General features: G+C 53.2%; 13 protein-coding genes. 12 read left to right on the top strand and 1 reads right to left on the bottom strand.

The window, feature by feature from the left end:
- Positions 1–2: 2 nt before the first annotated feature.
- Positions 3–1121, bottom strand: a complete 1119-nt coding sequence (locus NXS13_RS01830) for a glycerate kinase (RefSeq protein ID WP_259157647.1) — start codon at positions 1119–1121, stop codon at positions 3–5.
- Between the two features lie 380 nt (positions 1122–1501).
- Between NXS13_RS01830 and gdhA the strand changes: the two genes are divergently transcribed.
- From gdhA to NXS13_RS01770, 12 genes are all read left to right on the top strand, one after another.
- Positions 1502–2848 (top strand): NADP-specific glutamate dehydrogenase, encoded by a 1347-nt coding sequence (gene gdhA, locus NXS13_RS01825; protein WP_259289264.1) that lies wholly within the window; start codon positions 1502–1504, stop codon positions 2846–2848.
- 72 nt (positions 2849–2920) lie between these two features.
- Positions 2921–3631, top strand: a complete 711-nt coding sequence (locus NXS13_RS01820) for a DivIVA domain-containing protein (protein WP_259076238.1) — start codon at positions 2921–2923, stop codon at positions 3629–3631.
- Positions 3632–3731: 100 nt separating this feature from the next.
- Positions 3732–4265: a DUF177 domain-containing protein gene (locus tag NXS13_RS01815; RefSeq protein ID WP_259076240.1), complete on the top strand. Its 534-nt coding sequence runs from the start codon at positions 3732–3734 to the stop codon at positions 4263–4265.
- Entirely contained in the window at positions 4262–5041 is a 780-nt protein-coding gene (gene rnc / locus NXS13_RS01810) for a ribonuclease III (protein ID WP_259076243.1), read from the top strand. The genes NXS13_RS01815 and rnc overlap by 4 nt, the downstream gene beginning before the upstream one ends.
- A complete protein-coding gene (gene mutM, locus NXS13_RS01805; protein ID WP_259076245.1) occupies positions 5020–5892 on the top strand; it encodes a bifunctional DNA-formamidopyrimidine glycosylase/DNA-(apurinic or apyrimidinic site) lyase in 873 nt (290 codons plus the stop codon). Before rnc ends, mutM begins: the two co-directional genes overlap by 22 nt.
- A 240-nt stretch (positions 5893–6132) precedes the next feature.
- Positions 6133–6444 carry a hypothetical protein gene (locus tag NXS13_RS01800; RefSeq protein WP_259076248.1) on the top strand — a complete coding sequence of 104 codons (312 nt, stop codon included), beginning with the start codon at positions 6133–6135 and terminating at the stop codon, positions 6442–6444.
- A gap of 265 nt (positions 6445–6709) precedes the next feature.
- On the top strand, positions 6710–8170 hold the full coding sequence (locus NXS13_RS01795) for a sodium:alanine symporter family protein (protein ID WP_259076251.1): 1461 nt from the start codon (positions 6710–6712) through the stop codon (positions 8168–8170).
- Between the two features lie 1179 nt (positions 8171–9349).
- Positions 9350–12865, top strand: a complete 3516-nt coding sequence (gene smc / locus NXS13_RS01790) for a chromosome segregation protein SMC (protein ID WP_259076262.1) — start codon at positions 9350–9352, stop codon at positions 12863–12865.
- A 67-nt stretch (positions 12866–12932) separates the two neighbouring features.
- Positions 12933–16355 (top strand): hypothetical protein, encoded by a 3423-nt coding sequence (locus NXS13_RS01785; RefSeq protein ID WP_259076264.1) that lies wholly within the window; start codon positions 12933–12935, stop codon positions 16353–16355.
- A gap of 106 nt (positions 16356–16461) precedes the next feature.
- Positions 16462–18054, top strand: coding sequence for a signal recognition particle-docking protein FtsY (gene ftsY / locus NXS13_RS01780; RefSeq protein ID WP_259076266.1), 1593 nt, complete (start codon positions 16462–16464; stop codon positions 18052–18054).
- 140 nt (positions 18055–18194) lie between these two features.
- A complete protein-coding gene (locus NXS13_RS01775; RefSeq protein WP_259076267.1) occupies positions 18195–18533 on the top strand; it encodes a P-II family nitrogen regulator in 339 nt (112 codons plus the stop codon).
- Positions 18487–20631, top strand: coding sequence for a [protein-PII] uridylyltransferase (locus NXS13_RS01770; RefSeq protein WP_259076269.1), 2145 nt, complete (start codon positions 18487–18489; stop codon positions 20629–20631). The genes NXS13_RS01775 and NXS13_RS01770 overlap by 47 nt, the downstream gene beginning before the upstream one ends.
- Positions 20632–20670 lie beyond the last annotated feature (39 nt).

The raw sequence follows: 20670 nt of genomic DNA, 5'->3' as shown, positions 1-20670 counted from the left end.
AATTATTTCCGAGGATCCTCCTGTAATGTCCTCAGAATTTCGTGGGCGATCTTTTTGCCGGCGTCGCGAAGCTGTTCTGGCAAGGGGGCATCGATGAGTGTGTAGGTCCAATCGGCCTGAGGAGTGCCCTCAATTTTCCCCGCCACCACTATCGTGCGCGCCGGGGAGTGTGAGGCTGTATCTAATACTTCAAGGACCACTTTCCCCGCCTCGGATTGGGAGTCAAACTGTCCCTCGCCGGTGATAATCCAGTCCGCTTCGTGGCTTAGATGCATGAGATCGAGGGAGTCGGCAACAACCTTGGCACCGGGGAGTAGATGGATATGATCGCTAGACCCATAGATAAGCCGTGACAGCCAGATGAGTCCTAGGGGTAGAGCACCTGCTGCCCCGAAGCCGACTGTTTGCGGGTCGAGGTCGACGAGACTCGCAAAATCGGTGATGCCGCGCTCGAGAATGTCCTGCTCAGCTGGGGTTGCTCCCTTCTGCGGAGCGAATTGACGGGCGGTGCCGTTTGGGCCCGTGGCTGGGTTGGAGACATCTCGTAGTAGAATCCACTCGAGTTGGGCAGCGCCGATATTGAGGGTGGCGGTATCAAGGCGGTCAATGGAGCTCAGAGAACCCCCACCGTGAGCGACTGGGCGACCGTGAGTATCGACTGGCACCACTCCTAGGGCCGCGAGAATACCCGTGCCCGCATCAGTGGTGGCTGTGCCACCTAATCCCAGGACTATGCGGGTGGCTCCGCGGGCATGAGCATCCGCAATGAGTACACCGGTTCCGAAAGTATCGGCATCAAGAGGTCGTGGATCATCTGCTACGAGTGGGAGGCCAGAGGCTTGAGCGAGATCGATATAGGCCGTGTGGATCTCGGAGTCGAAGGTGTAACTAGCCTCAATCAGGCGCCCATTAGCGTCGATAGACGGAAGAGTGATGCGCTCACCCGTGAAGACTTCACTGGTTCCCTCACCGCCATCGGCCATGGGGCATTGTACAATATCAATCTCCTCTGGAGCCATGTGGTGTAAGAGTTCCGTTTGTATGCTGTGAGCGAGCATGGCGGCGATTTCGGTGGCACTACCAGAGCCCTTGAAGGAGTCGGGGGCGATAACAATGCGCATCGAAGGAACTTCCTATCGTGTGGTACTCGGGGCTAGATTTCTAGCCCCATACTATAGCGAGCGAGGGGCCACGCTGGAGTAATTTACCCCCACGACGAGCCCTTAATGAAAACTATATATAGCGATCCTGACGGTCGGATAATCTGGAAAAACCTCAGATGACATGCATCTATCCCAAAAGGGGGTATTGAATTCGATAGCTGAATAGGTACTAATTTCTATAGCTGTGTAGAATTATGCTGCACACAATAGTCGCCCCGACTCTTCGGCTCGTGAATATAGAGTTTTTATAGGTTTTAATCATCTCTCACTACGGTCGTAGCGGTTGTAGCTCAAGAGTACAAGCGGGGTGCTTTATATGGACTAGGGAAGGAACCACTATGTCTGAAATCAAAAAAACCATCGATACTTATTACGAAACCCTGGTCAAGCGCAACGCCGGCGAGGCTGAATTTCATCAAGCTGTCGACGAGGTTTTTGAGTCCCTGAAAATCGTTGCAGAAAAAGATCCTCAATATCTAGAAGACGGCCTAATCGAGCGCATCTGCGAACCCGATCGGCAGGTTCTCTTCCGGGTGACATGGGTCGACGACCAGGGGCGAGTGCAGACAAACCGCGGTTTCCGTGTCCAATTCAATGCAGCACTGGGGCCCTATAAAGGCGGCCTGCGTTTTCACCCCTCGGTCAACTTGGGCATTGTAAAATTTCTAGGCTTCGAACAGATCTTTAAAAATGCTTTGACGGGCCAGGCCATTGGCGGTGGCAAGGGTGGATCGGACTTTGATCCAAAGGGTAAGTCTGACGCCGAAATCATGCGCTTCTGCCAGGCATTTATGACCGAACTGCGCCGCCATATCGGCCAGTTTACCGATGTGCCTGCCGGTGATATCGGGGTAGGCGGCCGGGAAATCGGTTATCTCTTTGGCCAATATCGACGCCTCGCTAATCAATACGAAGCTGGAGTTCTTACCGGTAAAGGTTTGGGTTGGGGCGGATCGCTGGTGCGAACCGAAGCCACAGGTTATGGTTGCGTCTACTTTACCCAAGAACTAATGAAAACCCACGGAGCCTCCTTCGATGGTGCCACAGTGGTGGTCTCCGGTTCTGGCAATGTCTCGATATATGCCATCGAAAAGGCCCAAGAACTGGGTGCAACGGTGGTTGGTTTTTCGGATTCATCAGGTTGGGTTCATACCCCAGAAGGAGTGGACGTAGAAAAGCTCAAGGAGATCAAGGAAGTTCGACGCGAGCGCGTTTCGGTCTACGCCGATGAAGTTGCTGGAACAACCTTCCACCCTGAGGGGTCGATCTGGGATCTGCCATGTGATGTGGCCCTTCCGTGCGCAACCCAAAATGAGCTCGATGGCAATCATGCTCGCACCCTGGCTCAGAATGGCTGTAGATTCGTCGCCGAAGGCGCTAATATGCCGTCGACAGCTGAGGCTATCGATGTCTATCGGGAACTTGGTATCCACTTCGCACCTGGTAAGGCCGCTAATGCTGGTGGTGTAGCCACCTCTGCATTGGAAATGCAACAAAACGCCTCCCGCGAGTCGTGGACTTTTGACTACGCTGATCAGCGCCTGCAAGAAATTATGAGCGATATTTATCGCACCTGCGAGGAAACCGCCCGCGAATACGGTCACGAGGGAGACCTTGTCATCGGAGCAAATATTGCTGGATTTAAGAAGGTTGCCGACGCCATGTTGGCTCACGGAGTTTTCTAAGCAGAAAATTTTCGGGCGGGATGCGTTGTTGCAGACAGCGCATCTCGCTTTTGTGCAGGTATGCTTGGAACTATGTACCGCGTCTTCCAATCCCTTGATGAACTAGTCCGTAACGTTGAACAAGCTTACGGGGTGCCCATGACCGCCAACTGCATGGTGCCTCGCAACGAGATGCTTGCGCTTCTCGATGATTTACGCAATGCGCTACCGATAGAAATAGACGATGCCCAAGACGTCATCGACCAAAAAGATGAGATCATTGGACAGGCTCAGATTGAGGCTCAGAATTTAGTAGACGATGCCCGTGAAGAAGCTCATTCGATGATGAGTCATGCTCAAAGCGACTCTGAAGCTATGCTGGCCGATGCGGAAAACAGGGCTCATGCCACTGTGGCGCGCGCCCAGGATGAAGCTGACGCGCTTTTAGAATCGAGCCGTCGAGAAGCTGAGAGCACCGTTGAGCGCGCGGGGATTGAAGCCAAGCGCCTCATTGACTCCGGTAACGACCAATACCAGCGCAGCATCGACGAGGGGCTTGCTGAGCAGCAGCGGCTTGTCAGCGAATCCGAAGTGGTACGCCGTGCTAATGAAGAAGCCCACCGCATCGTCGACGCCGCACACGCTGATTCGAACCGCCTGCGAACTGAATGTGATCAGTTCGTGGATTCAAAATTAGCTGAATTCGAAGAGGCTCTCTCCGCTACGCTGCGGGTTGTTTCCAAAGATCGCAGCGCACTGCGTAGCGGTGCCGGAGCTTCGGGTGGCGCCCGTTATAGCAAGTAGTTACTGAAACCCTAGGCCCCGAGTAAGCACTCGGGGCTTTTACTTCTGTTGGAAGCCTTAGGCTGCTAGAAGAATAAAAAGGGAGTAGAGTTTCAAAGCGATGAATACCGTAAAAAATAGCGCGCAATCGCCATTTATTTTCAACCTGTCGGAAGTGCTTCGCACCGGCGAAACCACCTTTACCACCCAAACCGGGCCAAGTCCCGAGCGTATTGGCCCGGCCATGATCGCCATCGATAAAGGCACTGAGGTCACCGTCGAAGCCACCATCAGTTCACTCGGCGAGGGCATCATGGTTGACGCGACAGTAAACGCCACCCTTAATGGTCAATGCGTACGCTGCTTAAGCTCCCTGAATCCCGACGCACGAATCCGCATCACGCAAGTCTATGCACTCAGCGATGATTTTATCGGGGGAGAAGACGCTGATGGAGACGATGATGACATTGAAGTTCTCACCGATGATTATGTCGATATCCTGCAAGCCGTCATCGACGAAGCAGGCATCACCCTTCCCTTTAACCCGCAGTGCGCCGATGAGTGTGATACTGAAAACGTACCGGAGCCAGACGGTCTGGCCGATGGCCCCATCAAGGCCGATCCGCGCTGGGCAGGCTTGGAGAAATTCCTGTGAGTAGGAAATCAACCCGATTGAGCGGGGACCTTGCCCTCGACGCAGCGTTTAATGCTCTCGATCTGGAGCCCCTGACCTCGGCGCTTGGCGTCGACATTCCCGAGGAGCTCTTTAAACTAGCGCTCTCGCATCGCTCATTCGCCAACGAAAACGGCCATCTCGCCAATAATGAGCGCCTAGAATATCTGGGCGACGCAGTGCTGAGCCTGTCAGTTGCTGAGAAGCTATACGATATGTACTCTTCTCGTCCCGAAAGTGACTTATCCAAAATGCGAGCCAGCATCGTTTCTCGCTATGGCCTCGCCGATATTGCTCGCGACATTAATCTTGGCGCCTATGTCCTCCTTGGAAAGGGTGAACTGCATACGGATGGGCGTAATAAAGACTCCATTTTGGCCGATACTATGGAGGCTTTACTAGGAGCTATCTACCTCGCGCATGATTTTTATACCGCGCGTGGGGTGGTATGGCGGCTCTTCGCTGAGAAGATCGCGCGTGCAACTGCGGTCGGACTCCACCAAGATTGGAAAACTACATTGCAGGAGCGGCTTGCCGAATATAAACTGCCGATGGCTGATTACCAGTCCACCAGCGAAGGCCCTGAGCACGACCAACTTTTTACTGTTGTTGTTAAGGTTTTCGGGCGGATTATCGGAACGGGCCAAGGGCGCAATAAAAAGCAGGCTGAACAGCAGGCTGCTCATAACGCTTTGGATATTCTCAACGATACCGCAGCGCGAAACGAGCTTCTTTTATGCCGGAACTCCCAGAAGTAGAAGTTGTACGTCAGGGGCTCAACGAGCATATAACGGGCAGAAATATTCTCGAACTTAAGGCCTACCACTCGCGGGCTATCCGACATATAGCCGGTGGGGAAGCGCAGCTGCAGGCAGCCCTTATTGGTCGCCGCATCTCCGCGGTAAACCGACGCGGAAAATTCCTCTGGCTCAGCCTTGAGAATGCAAACCAACCGCTTAAGACCACTGTCATAGTGCACTTGGGTATGAGCGGACAAATGCTCGTCAAGAACAACGAACCTCAAGGTGTGCCCACGCACACGCATCTACGTATCCGCGTTCTCTTCAGCGATAACTCCGAACTCTGGTTTGTCGATCAGCGCACATTTGGATATTGGGATATTAGCACTCTTGAGATGGTGCACGGCCGTGAGGTCCCAGCCCGAATTCGCCATATTGCCCCTGACCTTATGGAAAAGTGCGTCGACCTCGACACGATAGCCGCCCGAATCAAGCACAAAGATATTGAGATTAAGCGTATCTTGCTCAACCAAGAAATTGTCTCCGGTATCGGCAATATATATGCCGACGAGATGCTGTGGCGGGCCCGCGTACACCCGCAGCAGCGCGCATCCAGACTGTCTATCAAACGCATTATCGAGCTTCTTCAAGCAGGGCGCGACGTAATGACGAGTGCGCTTCGAGAGGGCGGGACCAGTTTCGATTCCCAGTATGTGAATGTGAACGGTCAATCAGGGTATTTTTCGCGATCTCTCCACGCCTACGGTCAAACCGGCCTGCCTTGCCAGCGCTGTGGTCAGGTTCTTATCCGACTACACGTAGCAGGGAGATCCAGCCACCTGTGTCCCAACTGCCAGCGCCGGCACTAAAAGCGAAGCTGTTCGGTACGCCGATCTGGGATGAGGTGCACATACCTTGAGAGCTAGGGCGGAGCCTTCTCAACTAGGCGTGCCGTTGGCCAGGTCCGTTTCTTGTGCGGGGATCCCTAATATCTTGTATAGTGATCATCTTCGTGGATATTTTCAAGGGTTTCTCGGTGCGCAACCTTCTCGTTTTGTTTGCTTTAAATATTCAAAGTAACGTGAATATAAAAGATTGGAGTTAGTATCATGAGCACAGTTAGCAAACGCATCCTCGCAATAGCTTTGAGTGCGTGCATGTTCAGCACCGCTCATGTGAACGCAACCGAGATGGGCACTTCAGATACCATCGATCAGCCGGGAGCTTCAGCAAGCAGTCTTAGTCAGCCAAGCGATTCCAGAAGGGTCGGTACTCTTGTTTTAGGAACTGGGGCTATTCTCATTGCGATTTCCGCGTTTATTGCAGCAGCATCTCATCTTTGGTCCTCGGTGACAGCCCACCCTTCCCCCGAGTATCCTCAGGTGCAGGGGCCAAAAGGAAAGGCTATCGCTAAATCTTAAGCACCGGAATGCCCAAAAACAAGCGATCTACTCTCATATCTACAGCCCTTTACCTGTTATTTAGTAGGTTCAGATCGTTGGTAGAGGGGCTAATAGCGGGGGGTATCCATGCCGCTATCTGTCATTCATCAATGCCAGCAAGAATTAAAATTTTCGCAGTTTATGTGGCTTTTTTCTCGGATAATAGGGCCTAAAGTCACTCAAATTTTCTCAGTTTTTAGTTGTGATGCGGACGTAGTTCTCTTGCGGCTGTAAGGTAACTCGCATGGGAACCTTCGAATCATTCGTAACCGAATCGGTCAACAATAATATCTGGAAAGTTATTCCTTACCTCCTGATCGCCGCTGGGCTTTATTTCGCAATAGCAACCATCGTGGTGCAGCTTCGGATGCTGCCGGAGATGTTCCGAGCGGTCGTCGACAAAGGAGGCGAAACCCGAGCCGACGCTGAAGGCATTTCCTCGTTTAAGGCCTTCACGATCTCGGCTGCTTCCCGGGTGGGTACCGGCAACGTCGCTGGTGTTGCCGTCGCTATCACCCTCGGCGGTCCGGGTGCAGTCTTCTGGATGTGGATTATCGCATTACTAGGCGGCGCTACCGCCTTTGTAGAAGCAACTCTCGCACAGCTTTGGAAAGAGCGAGAAGGCGATGGCACCTACCGCGGTGGCCCAGCCTACTACCTCACTCGAGGTCTCAATATGCGGTGGTTGGCTATGATCTTCGCAGTGGCCATCACCTTCACCTTTGGTTTTGTCTACAATGCCATTCAGTCCAATTCCATTGCCGAAGCTCTCTCTACTTCCTTTGAAACAGACTCGACCATCTTCAAAGGTGGTATTGGTTTGGTCCTGGCTATACTTACAGGTCTCATCATCTTTGGCGGAGTCAAGCGCATCGCCAACTTTACCCAGGTGGTTGTGCCATTTATGGCGCTGTTGTACTTGACGGTAGGCATAGTGGTTGTGCTCATCAATATCTCCGAAGTTCCCGCAATGGTTGAGAATATCGTCCTGCATGCCCTGGGCTTCCGCGAGATTGCCGGTGCGACTGTGGGTGCAGCCTTCATGAATGGTATGCGTCGCGGTCTTTTCTCCAATGAGGCGGGACAAGGTTCCGCTCCAAACGCCGCGGCCACCGCCACTGTTTCCCACCCAGTCAAGCAGGGTCTCGTTCAAACGCTCGGCGTCTACTTCGATACCCTCTTGGTGTGTTCGATTACCGCCTTCATCATTTTGCTTGGTAACCCCACGATTAGCGGGGAAGTTGAAGGCGCAGCACTGACCCAAGCCTCCTTGGCTAATGAGATTGGTAGCATTGGCATTCACTTTGTCACCTTGATCCTCTTCTTCCTCGCCTTCTCTTCGGTCATTGGAAACTACTATCTGGCCCAAGCCAATTTGGAATACTTCACTCAGTCGAAGCCGGCACTCAATATTTTCCGGGTGGCGGTTATGTGCTTCGTCTTCTTCGGCTCAATCGGATCTGTTCCACTGGTGTGGGCACTCGGCGATACTTTCGCCGCGTTGATGGTGCTTATTAACCTAGTAGCTATTGTCCCACTGGGTGGAGTAGCTGTGAAGTTGTTGAAGAACTACACCCAACAAAAGGCCAAAGGCCTCGATCCAATTTTCCACCGCGATATGCTGCCCGAGCTTAGAAATATCGAAGCGTGGGATGGCTCTGACGCCTGCACGCGACGGGCTGGCAAAGTAGTCACCAGCTTCTAGTCATGACTTACCGCACCGGCCACGCGCTGGTGCGGTTTCTTCGATGGTCAGTCAAACCCGACCAGAATTATCAACGTCTGATATCGGTTTCATATCCCCTGTATGAACGACATAAATAACAAATCTCATTAGTCGACGGATCCTCTGGACTGCCAAGGGAGTGGTTGTAAGATCCGATGGATGCGACCGTGAGCTACTGCAGGCATAGGTCCAAGTGAATACGTTCGCGTCGACCGAGCAAATTGTGCTACCGACAATACAGCCCCGGGTTGCCAGTAGGCACTGAGGCGATTCCTCATCGCGTATAGCTAGCTGCACGCGTTCTCGACGTTCACTAGAAAACTGCTCAGAATATAGCGACCTTAGACCATTAAGGCGGCGCTAAATCCCTACTAGTAGTTCTACCCGCCTCGACAGAGATAGGGCGGGCTGGGTTTCTGTCTCGACCCGGATTGCGACGAAGAACTACTCACACCCGAGCTGATTCACACTAATCCTTATGTGTGCCCATGAGCACCGTACAGAAGCGGACGCTCAATAGTTCTATGGTGACTGCTCAACCCAAATTCTTACCTATCGCATAAGTGAACCCACAACAGTTATAGCACCGCTCATATTGCTGAGCGCCTGCAGAGTCGATGAGGTTGCTGTGGAATAGATGGGTAGCCTGGGTACAAAACGGTGAGTCTTAAAAAATCGAGCGACAGTTCATTGATGGTATCAACTTAGCCTCCAGCCCGATCTCCGGCCGGAAGAACCAAGGTCATGTACGAGATGATTTCTTCTTCATAGTCTGTCCTTCTGTTGGCATCTCATAGTTGATCGCTCATCGTTTTTACTGTTTGGGCTAACGTTTTATCGTATGCCAAGGGAAGTAGTATCCAAGGGTCCGATGAAATGGGAGGTCGGTAAATGAGAATCGCGCACAAGCATTCACCATGATTTTAGCTCCTAGTTAGGATATTGCGGTCGCGTAAACAGCCCATATCTCCGTGGCACGACTAGGAGTCTAGATTTATACTCAGAAAGCTCCCTGCCACCACGCTGCAGATATACTACCCACTTACCTAGGGTAAGAAAATGCTTGGCACTTTTTTGTCCCCTTCAGATTCAATGGTTTGAATGAGGAGCTAATACAATCAAGGTGCTAGATGCGTCTGATACTAAGGAATGGCTACCGTGCATTTAAAGTCACTGACTCTTAAGGGGTTTAAGTCCTTCGCGTCTGCAACAACTCTGAAATTCGAACCCGGTATATGTGCAGTAGTTGGCCCTAATGGCTCCGGAAAATCCAATGTCGTCGATGCCCTTGTCTGGGTGATGGGTGAGCAGGGTGCGAAGACTCTGCGTGGGGCGAAGATGGACGATGTCATCTTTGCCGGAGCAGGTGATCGTAAACCCTTAGGTCGAGCTGAAGTGACGCTGAGCATTGACAACTCTGACGGCGCACTGGATATAGCCTACTCCGAGGTATCTATCACCCGCCGAATGTTTAGAGACGGAGCTAGTGAGTACGAGATCAATGGTTCAAAGGCCCGTCTCATGGATATTCAGGAACTTCTCAGCGATTCCGGTATCGGGCGAGAAATGCATGTGGTGGTGGGCCAAGGAAGGCTAGCTCAAATTCTGGATTCCAAACCAGAAGATCGTCGCTCCTATATTGAGGAAGCTGCAGGCGTGCTGAAATACCGACGACGCAAAGAAAAAGCAGAGCGAAAAATAGTCCATATGCAGGCAAACCTGGACCGCCTCCAGGACCTCACAGACGAGTTGAAAAAGCAGCTCAAACCTCTAGCCCGTCAGGCCGCGACTGCGCAACGCGCCCGGACTGTCCAGGCAGAGGTCCGGCAGACTCGCCTTGATCTCGGCGTGTACCACATCCGCAGCCGAAGGCGCGCACTGGAAACGAGTGCGCATGCCCATCAGATAGCGGCTGCAGAAGTAGCCGCTATTAGCAACACGCTTGGCGAGGAACGCCAGCGCTTGACAATTATCGAAGAGGAAAATGCACAAGCAGAAGAAGCCGCCCGCCGCGCCCAAGAGATGTGGTTTCAATTCACCAGGTTAAAAGAGCAAGCTACAGCCACTGCGCGCATTGCCAATGATCGGCAACATTCTTTTCAACCCGCCCCTTATTCGGGACGGGACCCAGAGGAATTGAGTAGACGGGCGAATGAGATGGCAATCGAATGCGAGATTGCTGATGAGAAGATCAACATCGCTACCGACACTCTCGAATCCATTCGCGAGGAAGTAGTCGATAAAGAAGACCAAGCCCGCGAGGCCGAGCACGAATACTACCGCCATGTGCAGGCGCAGGCGGATCGTCGCGAGGGGATTGTCAGACTTCAAGCCCAAGAGCAATCGCAGCGTACCGCTCTAGAAGCAGCTCGTGCTGAGCATGCTCGTATCGTGGAACTAAACACTGATTATGCAGCGCAACTGGATGAGGTTGTCAGCGCTCTCAAGGAAATATCTGACCAGTTACTCGTGGCGCGAGACGAATGCGAACTGCGAGAAGAAGCTCACCGCCAGGCCGAACAGGAACTAGTTGATGCAGAGCAGAGGCTCGATGACTTGCGTCTTAAACAACGCTTTGTAGAGAAGAAGATTGCAGCTTTGGACTCTCGCGTGGGCACGTTACGAGATACCCTGCCCACAGCGCCCGTAGAAGCCCTTTCGGTTATAGCACCTGATCGTGAGGGACTACAGACCTTGGCAGAATTCATTCAGGTGAAACCCGGCAAGGAAAAAGCTCTCGGGGTAGCCCTCGGCTTGTACCAAGAAAGTCTCGCCGGTGGTTTACCATCAGCTCCCGATATCATCGCAGCACTTGAAGGATCACATAACGAGGCTATCGAGCGCACCACAATAATGCTCGAACAACCTCAGCAACTATCCTGGCACCTTGATATATCACTGTCCGGCGGGGCCTCGTGGTTGCTAGACGATATCACCGTCGCAGAGGAATTCCGAGCTAGTGTAAGCAGACTTCTGGCCGATGTCGTGTGTGTCAATGACCTGAAACAGGCGCACATGCTAGTCGCCCAGGAACCTCGCCTCAGAGCGGTGACCGTAGATGGCGAAATGGTAGGGGAGGGGTGGATAATCTTCGGTCATCGGAGCGCCCCGAAAGCCATAGAAGTCCATAGCGCCATTGAGCAAGCCTTGGCCGAAAGAGATACCTATCAGGCTGAGCTCAACGAACTAGTGGGCACTCTTGAAGGCGCGCGCTTAAGTGCCGATGGGCGACGCGTCGAGCATGCTCGTCTTATTGCCCACTTTCGCGATAGTCTCGCTCACGTTCGAGAAATGGAGCAAAGCGCAGATAATTACAAGGCCAAAAAAGAGAAAATCCTGCTAGCGATGGAAACACACGGGCAACAGCGGAAAAAGGCCGAGCTCAGCCTCGCTGATTGTGAAGAGGCTATCACCGTCACTCGAGACCGTCTCGCACTGGTCGGGGAGATTGATCAAACACCTGATCTCAGCCCCATGCTCGAGCGCCGCGATCAAAGCCAATCTGCGCTCGCCCAGGTCAAGGCGATGGAGGTTGAAGCCCTCCTCCAGCTTCGCTCCCTGCAAGATGCCTTTCAGAGTAAAAGAGAGCGAGTGGAATCGCTTGAGCGTCAAGCCCGCAACGAGCGCGAACACAAGATACGCCATGAACGCACTCAAGCCCACCGCAAGGCCAAAGCAGACCTAGCGAGCACGGTGTCCTTCTTAGCTTCCACTATTAATCAGCGCCTCGATGCAGCCTTAGAAAAAGCCGCTGATGAGCGAGCACACTGCCAAGCAGATCTAGCAAGGAAGAAACTTATACGTGATCAGCTCAAGAAAGCAGTAAATAACTTAGACCGTGAACTTAAGGATAAAAGTGCTCGGGCCCATAGCGCTGAACTCGCCTACAGCGAGGAAGCAGTGCGCCTGAAGGAGACTGAGCGCCAAGTAGCCGAACAAATGGGTATGGCGATCGACGATTTGCTTACCACCCACCATATTCCTGAAGATTTCGATGCTCAGTCGGCCACTGCCAAGCTCGCCCAGGCCCAGCAGGATCTGAGTGCTCTGGGCAAGGTCAACCCCTTGGCCCTAGAAGAATATAAAGCTTTAGAAGAGCGCTATAATTTTTTGTCCTCTCAGCTTAACGACGTGGAGAAAGCTCGAAAAGACTTAGAGACTGTGATTAAAGATGTCAATCACAAGATCCTGCAACTGCTGACCGATGCCTGGCATGATGTCGAGCGAGAATTCCCCCGAGTGTTTGCTACTCTCTTCCCCGGAGGTGAGGGGAGGCTTTTTCTCACCGACCCCGAACATATTCTGACAACCGGCATAGAGGTTGAAGCGCGACCACCAGGAAAGAGAGTCAAACGACTCTCCCTATTATCTGGCGGGGAGAAATCTCTCACAGCTTTGGCAATACTGGTCGCTATTTTTAAAGCGCGACCCTCCCCGTTTTATGTAATGGATGAGGTGGAGGCCGCGCTCGATGATGTCAACCTGCGTCGCCTGATAGCGCTCTTTGAACAACTTAGAGAAGACTCACAGCTGATCGTCATTACTCACCAAAAACCTACTATGGATATAGCTAATGTGCTCTATGGTGTGACCATGCGCGGAGATGGTGTAACCAAGGTCATTTCGCAGCGAATGAACCCAGTGAGAACACATAAAAACCCCAGCTCCTTATGAGCGCTTAGGTTTCATTTAGAACATGGTAAACTCTGCTTTTTTAAAAAGAGAAAGGACGCAACTCTCTATGCCCGCTGAGGTTCAACCTATTGCCGATCCCACTGACTCCCTCCTCGGATGGGCATCGCAACACGACGTCGAGCTCACCGCCGACCTCGATGCGGCAACCTTGGTTGCTGATCTCGATCTCGCAACTGACGAACTGGAAAAGGTCAAAAAATTATACGGAATCTTCCTCAGTCGTCAGATCACAGCAGGCTCAACGCTCAAGGCGCTGCTAGAGATCAGTGAATCCACAGCGCTGATTACCTTGGTGCAACGTGCCCAGAAACTCGTTGATGCAGATAATTTTATCCACGAATACCTCAACGGTGTGGGCCTTGATATCACCCAGCAGACAGTTTCTGAGCTAGAGAAATTCCTCGAGGATGATCTAGAAGCCGCGTTGAAGCGTAGAGGTCTAGCAACATTTGATACCGATCCCATCTCTACCCTCTGCTTTCATGCTGGACTGATCAACACGGAAGTTCCTCTCTTGCTGGAAGCCCTCGATAGCAATCCAGACAAGCTACCTCCATATTTTTCTCGTTTTTCTGCCCATGCCCCCGAGCTTGCCCAGCGAATCCTTGACGGAGTTCTTACGGTGCGCGAATTCGCCCTCGCGCACCCACACTCGTGGGTGGATCGGGAAGATGAGGGCGTGAGAACATCTTTGGTGACTTCGATCAGGGAAGCGGTTATAGCAGAACTCCGAGAGCGTCCAGTGGGCACCGTAGACAGATTGGCTGCCGTAGGGGTGGCTAATCGCGAGATGCGACCACGCCTTATTCTTGATGCTAGGCGCAAAAAGGTGCTGCTGCGGCTGCCAGAACAAAAAGTGCCAGATTCGGGCGAGATCACTTGGCGAGTGAGTATCGATGGTTCCACCACGGTTTATCGCACAGGCCGTTCGTGGGGAGATGTCACAGGGTATTCCGATCCACTCGATATCAGCTTGCCCAAACCCGTTCGTGAAGTAACCGTCGAAGATTTAGCTAACTCAATCACGTGGAATGTGCCGGTGGTTGATGCTGCTGACCCCATACTCCTTTTTAATAAACGCGGCGGCACAGTAACCGATAAACGATCCTTGCACCATATGAAACTGCGAGCTCTGGTGCCAGAGGATTATAAGCTTATCGATCCTGTCACCGGCGCGCACAATGTTATTTCTGCGTCCTTTGCTATCGAAGGCTGGAGTGGGTGGACCTGCCATAACGTGGACCTTGCCGAGTCCCAAGCGATCGACGCGGTGGCGCCTGGTACCCACGCCGATTTAAAACGCGCTCGTTCCATTGACCCCCGGCAGCGTGTGAGCTTTTCGACACCCGATGACGCCTTGCCCGATATTTTTACGATGACTGGTCTGCGCGTCCATTCCACCAGTCTGCTAGCAGAATTTCCACCCACTAGCTCCGGTGTCAGCGAGATGTGGTACCTCTCTATTGCCTCGTTTTCCGGCGCGGGAACTCAAGGTGAGGAAGTCACCCAACCGGAGCCTTTGGAAGTTCCCGCTGAAGGAGGCGTTTTTGAGGTCTTTGATCCAGAATTGTACGACGCACCCTGGGTCGGTGAATATCTGGTGCGACTTCGAGGACCACGTAATGAATCCTTTCGCCATGAATTCGCCATAGTGGAGGGAGCCTTAGCTCGCAGCACTTTCCAAGGAGGCTGCGGCTCCTTCAGGATACCGTCCCAAGGAGGTCTCTCAGAAGCAACTCTCATCATTAAGCCTGGTGACAAATCCTTCGAGGTGCAGCCGGCTCATCCTGCCGTGGGGCCGCTTGACCCAGGATCAGACTTCGTCATAAGTACCGACGAGGGCGACGCTCTCCCGCTGAGATTTTCGCCTCCGCGGCTCATCTTTGAACTCCCCACCATTAACGAACCCGCGATGTGGCGAGCGTCACGGATGTCCGTGCACCCGCACCATATCGATCTCGCGGGAGAGATTCGAGTGCGCGGTACGCGCTCTATGAACGATCCCAAGATCTCCGTAATCAACCGTCACGGACAGCCGGTTAAAACCACGACTATGGCCACCACCGACGGTGGTTATACCTATACAGCGCATATGTCGAAGATTGTCGGGGCCACCCACATGCTTCCTACGGGTCGAGTCAATCTAGAATGGACTGATCCCGCAACCGACCGTCGTATCTCGGTGGTATTAGCTGATAGCGAAATCGCAGACCTACCTCATATAAAACTGGACGGCTCCACGATCACCTCCGATGCATTGGGCCCCTACTGGGGGGTGTGGGTCTGGCCAGAAACTGCGCCGTGGGAGCCAGCCGAGCGTCTGGAATTCAGTGAGGGTAGAGCTGAATTACCGGTGCGCTATATCGGATCTGGCAACCTTATCGTGCAAGTTAATCGCCGCGATCCTTTTACAGCCCTCCGCACCCCGGTGGCACCAGGGCCGCAAGCTCAAACCCTTGAGCAACAGGGTTTCTATGGGGAATTAGACGGCGGACTGGGGACTCTGAGTGCTTTCCTCTCGGGGGAAACCGATCAGGTTCCCACCCAAGCAGCAGTGATGCCAGTACTGTGGGATATATTGGCAACTGGGGGGCGTCGGGAGGAACTCCGCAAGGCGGTGCGCACTGTGTTTAGTGCGCAACCGAATGCCGCTATCCGTGGTTTGGCACACTCACTCGTTACCTCTGAACAGCAACCAGGGCGCTTTATCGAAACCGGCCTTGTGCGAAGCATCTTCGATAAAAGCGCCGGATCCGATGAATCCCATCATCGCGCTGCTTGGATCGGGGCGCTCGAGCTGATGGGTACTCTCTCGAACCTTTATGGAACCGAGGGGATTACAGCCGAGCAGCGGAGCGCCGCTCGGCAGCTCTACCGCGAATTACAAGCAGTGGCGGGCGAGAATGTCGTGGAAATTCTAAAGACCGGGCGTGATCAGACTCTTGACTCTGCCTGCATTGATCGCTCTACAGTGATGATTGCGGGTCTTGACCCAGCGCAACAGCGGGCAATTTTGCAGCAACTTTTCGACGACGCTCATATTGTCCCGGGCGCAGTCTTAGACGACGGCTCACGGTTACTGGCAGTGTTCGAAACCTTTAATAAGCGCACAGAGCTGAACCAACTGCTCGCTGGTGAAAAGCTTATCGCCGCCGCCGTGACCATTTTGCGAACACTACGCAGCACCAACAAGACTGTTTACGCCCTTGCTCGGATCCGCTTCGATAAGCTCGATGGAGTAGATACCAATAATCAAGAACATTTATGGGCGCTGAGCCCAGTGGTTTCTTTCGTATTAGCTTTGGCATCAAGGTTATCGGCACACGGACTCATTACGTCAAATAAAACTCTTGATGCGGCCACCGATGGGTGGGCGCGCATGGCCGATATAGTCCCCGATCTAGTGACCAGCGATCTGGTCTCAGCAGAGGCGATAGTTTTAGCTCTATCGAAACCCGGAATTGCCTAATAAAGTGTGGCCGCCACATGAGCGGCCACACTTTATTAGGCAATAAGAGTTGATGCATGGCGCGGTTCAAGGTGTGAAAAGCCTCTAAATTTGCCAAGATGGGAGCATGACTATCGAACCGCTCTATGGGATCATCCTAGCTGCCGTCGTGGTGGCAATCATTGTTGCCATCCTGATCGTTATTGGCTTAAAACGTAGAAAAACCAAAACAATCGCGTTCCAGAAACCCGATGATGATCAACCCAAAGAACTAACTCAAGAGCAAAAATCTGGAAATTATCAGGCTCATGGAGGCTTTCAATTCGCCCCAGCCGAGAAACACCCTGAGCTGCTCGATCCACCGCAACCTCCTGGAGCCGATCAAACACCGATCTCCACGGTGGAGCCACTAGCCCCCATACCGCCGTCGGACGGTGCCAAGGATCTCAAGCCGGATATCTCGAGCGATTTTAAGCCGGAAGCTGAGCTTGTCACAGCGGCCGACGAGGCACTACCAGACAACGGGTCGGTAGATGCTGATACAGAGGGCGTAGCCGATGATTTAGATGATAATTTCGTCGAGCTCGTTGATTTCGAAGATATCGCAGCCTTGGAAGAAAATGACGGTGATGACAAAGCCGAGGACGCTGCTGACACTTCAGACACCGCACCAACCGGGCTAGTGGAACCCGCTAATATCTCCGCTCACGGAGAAGTAAGCACGAGCTCTGAAAGGCTCGATGGGCTTGTTGATCGCTCCCCAGAAAGCGCTCGAGTGGAAGACACCATCGACGATATAGCTCCCGCAGCCGGTCGCATGGGTCGACTGCGCGGTCGACTGGCGCGCTCGCAGAATGTTTTTGGACAATCTGTGCTGGGAATACTCTCTGCCGGCGATCTCAATGAAGAAGCGTGGGAGGATATTGAAGCTGAGCTCATTCAAGCTGACCTCGGGGTGGCGATCACCATGACTGTGGTGGAAGAGCTACGGGATATGATCGCGGTCCGTGGAGTGGAATCTGAAGCTCAAGCGCGTTCTATGCTTCGAGAATGCCTTATTAAAGCATGCAAGCCCGACATGGATCGTTCCCTTAAGGCTATCCCTTATGGAGGTAAACCGGCGATTATCTTGATGGTCGGCGTCAATGGGACGGGTAAGACAACAACCACCGGTAAATTAGCGCGCGTACTGGTATCGATGGGGCATAAGGTGCTTCTCGGTGCCGCCGACACCTTCCGTGCCGCAGCAGCTGATCAGCTCGAAGCTTGGGGGCGTCGGGTTGGAGCAGAGGTCGTTCGCGGTGCAGAGGCTGCCGATCCGGCATCCGTAGCTTTCGATGCTGTCTCACGTGGAGTGGACCACAAAGCCGATGTGGTGGTCATCGACACCGCTGGGCGACTTCACAATTCCGCCAATCTGATGGATCAGCTTGCCAAAGTCAAACGAGTTGTGGAAAAGAAGACTAACGTCGATGAAGTGCTGCTTGTTCTCGATGCTACGACGGGTCAAAACGGTTTAAATCAGGCCAAGGTTTTCGGTGAAGTGGTTAATATCACTGGTGTGGTGCTGACCAAGCTCGATGGCACAGCCAAAGGTGGGATAGTTTTCCAAGTCCAAGAGAACCTAGGTGTTCCAGTCAAGCTTGTGGGCTTGGGTGAAGGTGCCGACGACCTCGCTCCATTCGAAGTAGAAAGTTTCGTTGATGCGCTCCTCGGCTGAGGTCGCTATGACTAGTAGTTAGTAAAAGGTCATTCTTGACACCTAGCCAGCCTCCCCGCCAGGAGGCTGGCTAGGCTACTATTTTGGGGAGTACCCAAAAGATTTTCAGTGGGCTTAACGGAGCCTAGCAAGGACAAATAATGAAGCTCGTCACTGCCATTGTTAAACCATTTACATTGATGGATATCAAGGATGCGCTTGAGCAGGTGGGAGTTCACGCTATGACTGTCACCGAGGCTCAAGGATTCGGTCAGCAAAAAGGCCACAACGAGGTTTACCGAGGTGCCGAATATGCTATTGACTTCGTACCCAAGGTAAAAATCGAAGTCGTTGTTGAGGATCCCATCATTGACGATGTCGTCACAGCCATCGTCGACGCAGCCCATACCGGTAAGATTGGTGACGGTAAAGTCTGGGTCACCAACGTGCTGGATGTCGTTCGCGTGCGTACTGGTGAGCGCGGCTCCGCGGCAATTTAGCTCTGTGCGTGCTCACGATATCCGTGACCGCGCGAGAGCCCGTGCCGCACACGTCCTCGCCAATATCCGCCTCCCGAAAGGGAGCGCACTCGCTGCCACCGGCTCGCTGGCACGCGGTGAACTGCAGCCGCAATCAGATCTGGACCTGGTGCTTATTTATGATGGCACCATTGCCGCTGAGAATCTTCAGGACCTGTGGTATCCAGTATGGGATGCATCCTTCCGCCTCGATCACGCGGTGCGCACCAGAGATGAGTGTGTCTCATTAGTCAACTCCGATCCCACCGCGGCATTGGCTCTATTAGAACTCAAGCATATTCGCGGCGATAAAGAATTAACGTCGGCCACCAGGGACGCTGTGCTGCGTAGGTGGCGAGTCCATCTCAACCGGAACTTTAATGCTTTTGTCGACCTTGCCATCGCACGGTGGCGACGTTCTGGCTCTGTCGTTGCGATGACGCGACCGGATCTAAAACATGGACGTGGGGGTCTGCGCGATCACGAATTTTTGCGTGCTCTAGCCCTTGGCCATATGGTCGATATCCCCGATCTATCCAAAGAACGTGCTTTATTAGTGGATTCGCGCACCCTCTTGCATTACCATGCCCGGCGCGCACGCGATGTGCTGGATCCGGAATTCGCTGTGGATGTCGCAGAAGATCTGGGCTACTCAGACCGGTATGCGCTCTCTCGGGATCTCGCTCACGCAGCCCACCGCATCGATGGTGCTCTGACTACCGCTCTAGCGTCGACGAGGCATCTGCTGCGCCGTAATTCCCCTGCGCGAAGTGCCCAGCGTCGCCCTCTCGATATCGACGTTGTTGAGGAGAATGGCGAGATTACACTCGCCCGGCAACCGAATCTCGGCGACCCAGGGCTGGTGCTTCGCGTAGCTGCGGCTGGCGCACGAACTGGAATGCCCATTCGACGCTCGGTCTGGCGTCAGCTCATCACCGTCCCCAGGGCGAATCGCCATGAATGGACGAAAACGATGACAGGGGATTTCTTTGCTCTTCTTTCCTCACCAGATCATAGCGCTCGGGTGATTCTGGAGCTCGACGAATACGGGTTATGGGAAAATATTTGCCCTGGTTGGGGGCGTATTCGGGGAATGTTGCCCAGAGAACCTACCCACATCCACACCGTGGATCGACATAGCCTTAAGGTCCTAGAGTTTTGTGCTCGGTCTCGGGGCCGTGTCTCCCGTCCTGACCTCCTTTTCCTATCTGCCCTCTACCATGATATTGGCAAAGGTCACCACCGAAGTCATCAGGAGGTTGGGGCGCAGATGGTTGTCGAGATGGCCCAGACTTTAAAGCTCTCAGCTCAAGATCAAGCGGTGGTCCACGCCGTTGTTCTGCATCACACTCTTATTCCAAGGCTCATCGCAACCCAGGACATTGAATCCGATAATATCCGCGACACGCTTTTAGACACCCTTGGATACAATTTCCTTGTTCTCGAGTTATTAGAGGTCTTAGTAGCCGCAGATGCCCAAGCTACCGGTCCTGGTGTGTGGTCCCCAGCTCTGCAATCGGGCTCGAGGCTGCTCATTTCCAAAGCTCGTGCTCAGTTGCACAGCCATCAACCACGGCCTCCGGTTATTCGCTATCGCGCGGGTTTGGACCTGTTAGGAGGAGAAGAATCCCAAGCCAGAATCTGCTGGGAAGGGGAGTACTGGCGAGAGAGTATTAGGCTTTTTGCCCTCATCGCAGCTAAAGGATGGACAATTACTGAAGCAGACTTTATCGACGATGGATCACGGGGGAAGATCATCGCTGAATTGACCGTCTACAACACGCTAGGCACTGGTTTCGATAAGGGAGAATTCATCCAAGCCTATAAATCAGGAGTTTATTCGGCGCTGCCACCTGTTACGCGCTCCGACCCAGTCACCTACTGGCACGGAGATATATTAGAAATTCGTACCAGTGATCGGCGCGCCGCACTGGGGACCCTCATGGGGGTTCTGCCCGATCTACACTGGCTGAGCATGTCTACTCCAGGGGCAACCATTATTGTGGTGTGCTCGCTCAAACCGGGATATGAGCGAGCTGCCGTAGACCGTGACGTGACCCGAGTGTTAAGCAGAGGTTAGTATAGGTGGGAAGAGAACTGTGCGGAGACCTCGGAGCGA

The sequence above is a fragment of the Corynebacterium sp. ES2730-CONJ genome (genome assembly GCF_024834055.1).
Lineage (GTDB): Bacteria > Actinomycetota > Actinomycetes > Mycobacteriales > Mycobacteriaceae > Corynebacterium.
This window is presented reverse-complemented; position numbering and strand designations above follow the sequence as displayed.

Coding starts and splice junctions, on each gene's coding strand:
- NXS13_RS01830 (WP_259157647.1), bottom strand. CDS start 1,121: ATGCGCATTGTTATCGCCCCCGACTCCTTCAAGGGCTCTGGTAGTGCC.
- gdhA (WP_259289264.1), top strand. CDS start 1,502: ATGTCTGAAATCAAAAAAACCATCGATACTTATTACGAAACCCTGGTC.
- NXS13_RS01820 (WP_259076238.1), top strand. CDS start 2,921: ATGTACCGCGTCTTCCAATCCCTTGATGAACTAGTCCGTAACGTTGAA.
- NXS13_RS01815 (WP_259076240.1), top strand. CDS start 3,732: ATGAATACCGTAAAAAATAGCGCGCAATCGCCATTTATTTTCAACCTG.
- mutM (WP_259076245.1), top strand. CDS start 5,020: ATGCCGGAACTCCCAGAAGTAGAAGTTGTACGTCAGGGGCTCAACGAG.
- NXS13_RS01800 (WP_259076248.1), top strand. CDS start 6,133: ATGAGCACAGTTAGCAAACGCATCCTCGCAATAGCTTTGAGTGCGTGC.
- NXS13_RS01795 (WP_259076251.1), top strand. CDS start 6,710: ATGGGAACCTTCGAATCATTCGTAACCGAATCGGTCAACAATAATATC.
- NXS13_RS01785 (WP_259076264.1), top strand. CDS start 12,933: ATGCCCGCTGAGGTTCAACCTATTGCCGATCCCACTGACTCCCTCCTC.
- ftsY (WP_259076266.1), top strand. CDS start 16,462: ATGACTATCGAACCGCTCTATGGGATCATCCTAGCTGCCGTCGTGGTG.
- NXS13_RS01775 (WP_259076267.1), top strand. CDS start 18,195: ATGAAGCTCGTCACTGCCATTGTTAAACCATTTACATTGATGGATATC.
- NXS13_RS01770 (WP_259076269.1), top strand. CDS start 18,487: ATGTCGTTCGCGTGCGTACTGGTGAGCGCGGCTCCGCGGCAATTTAGC.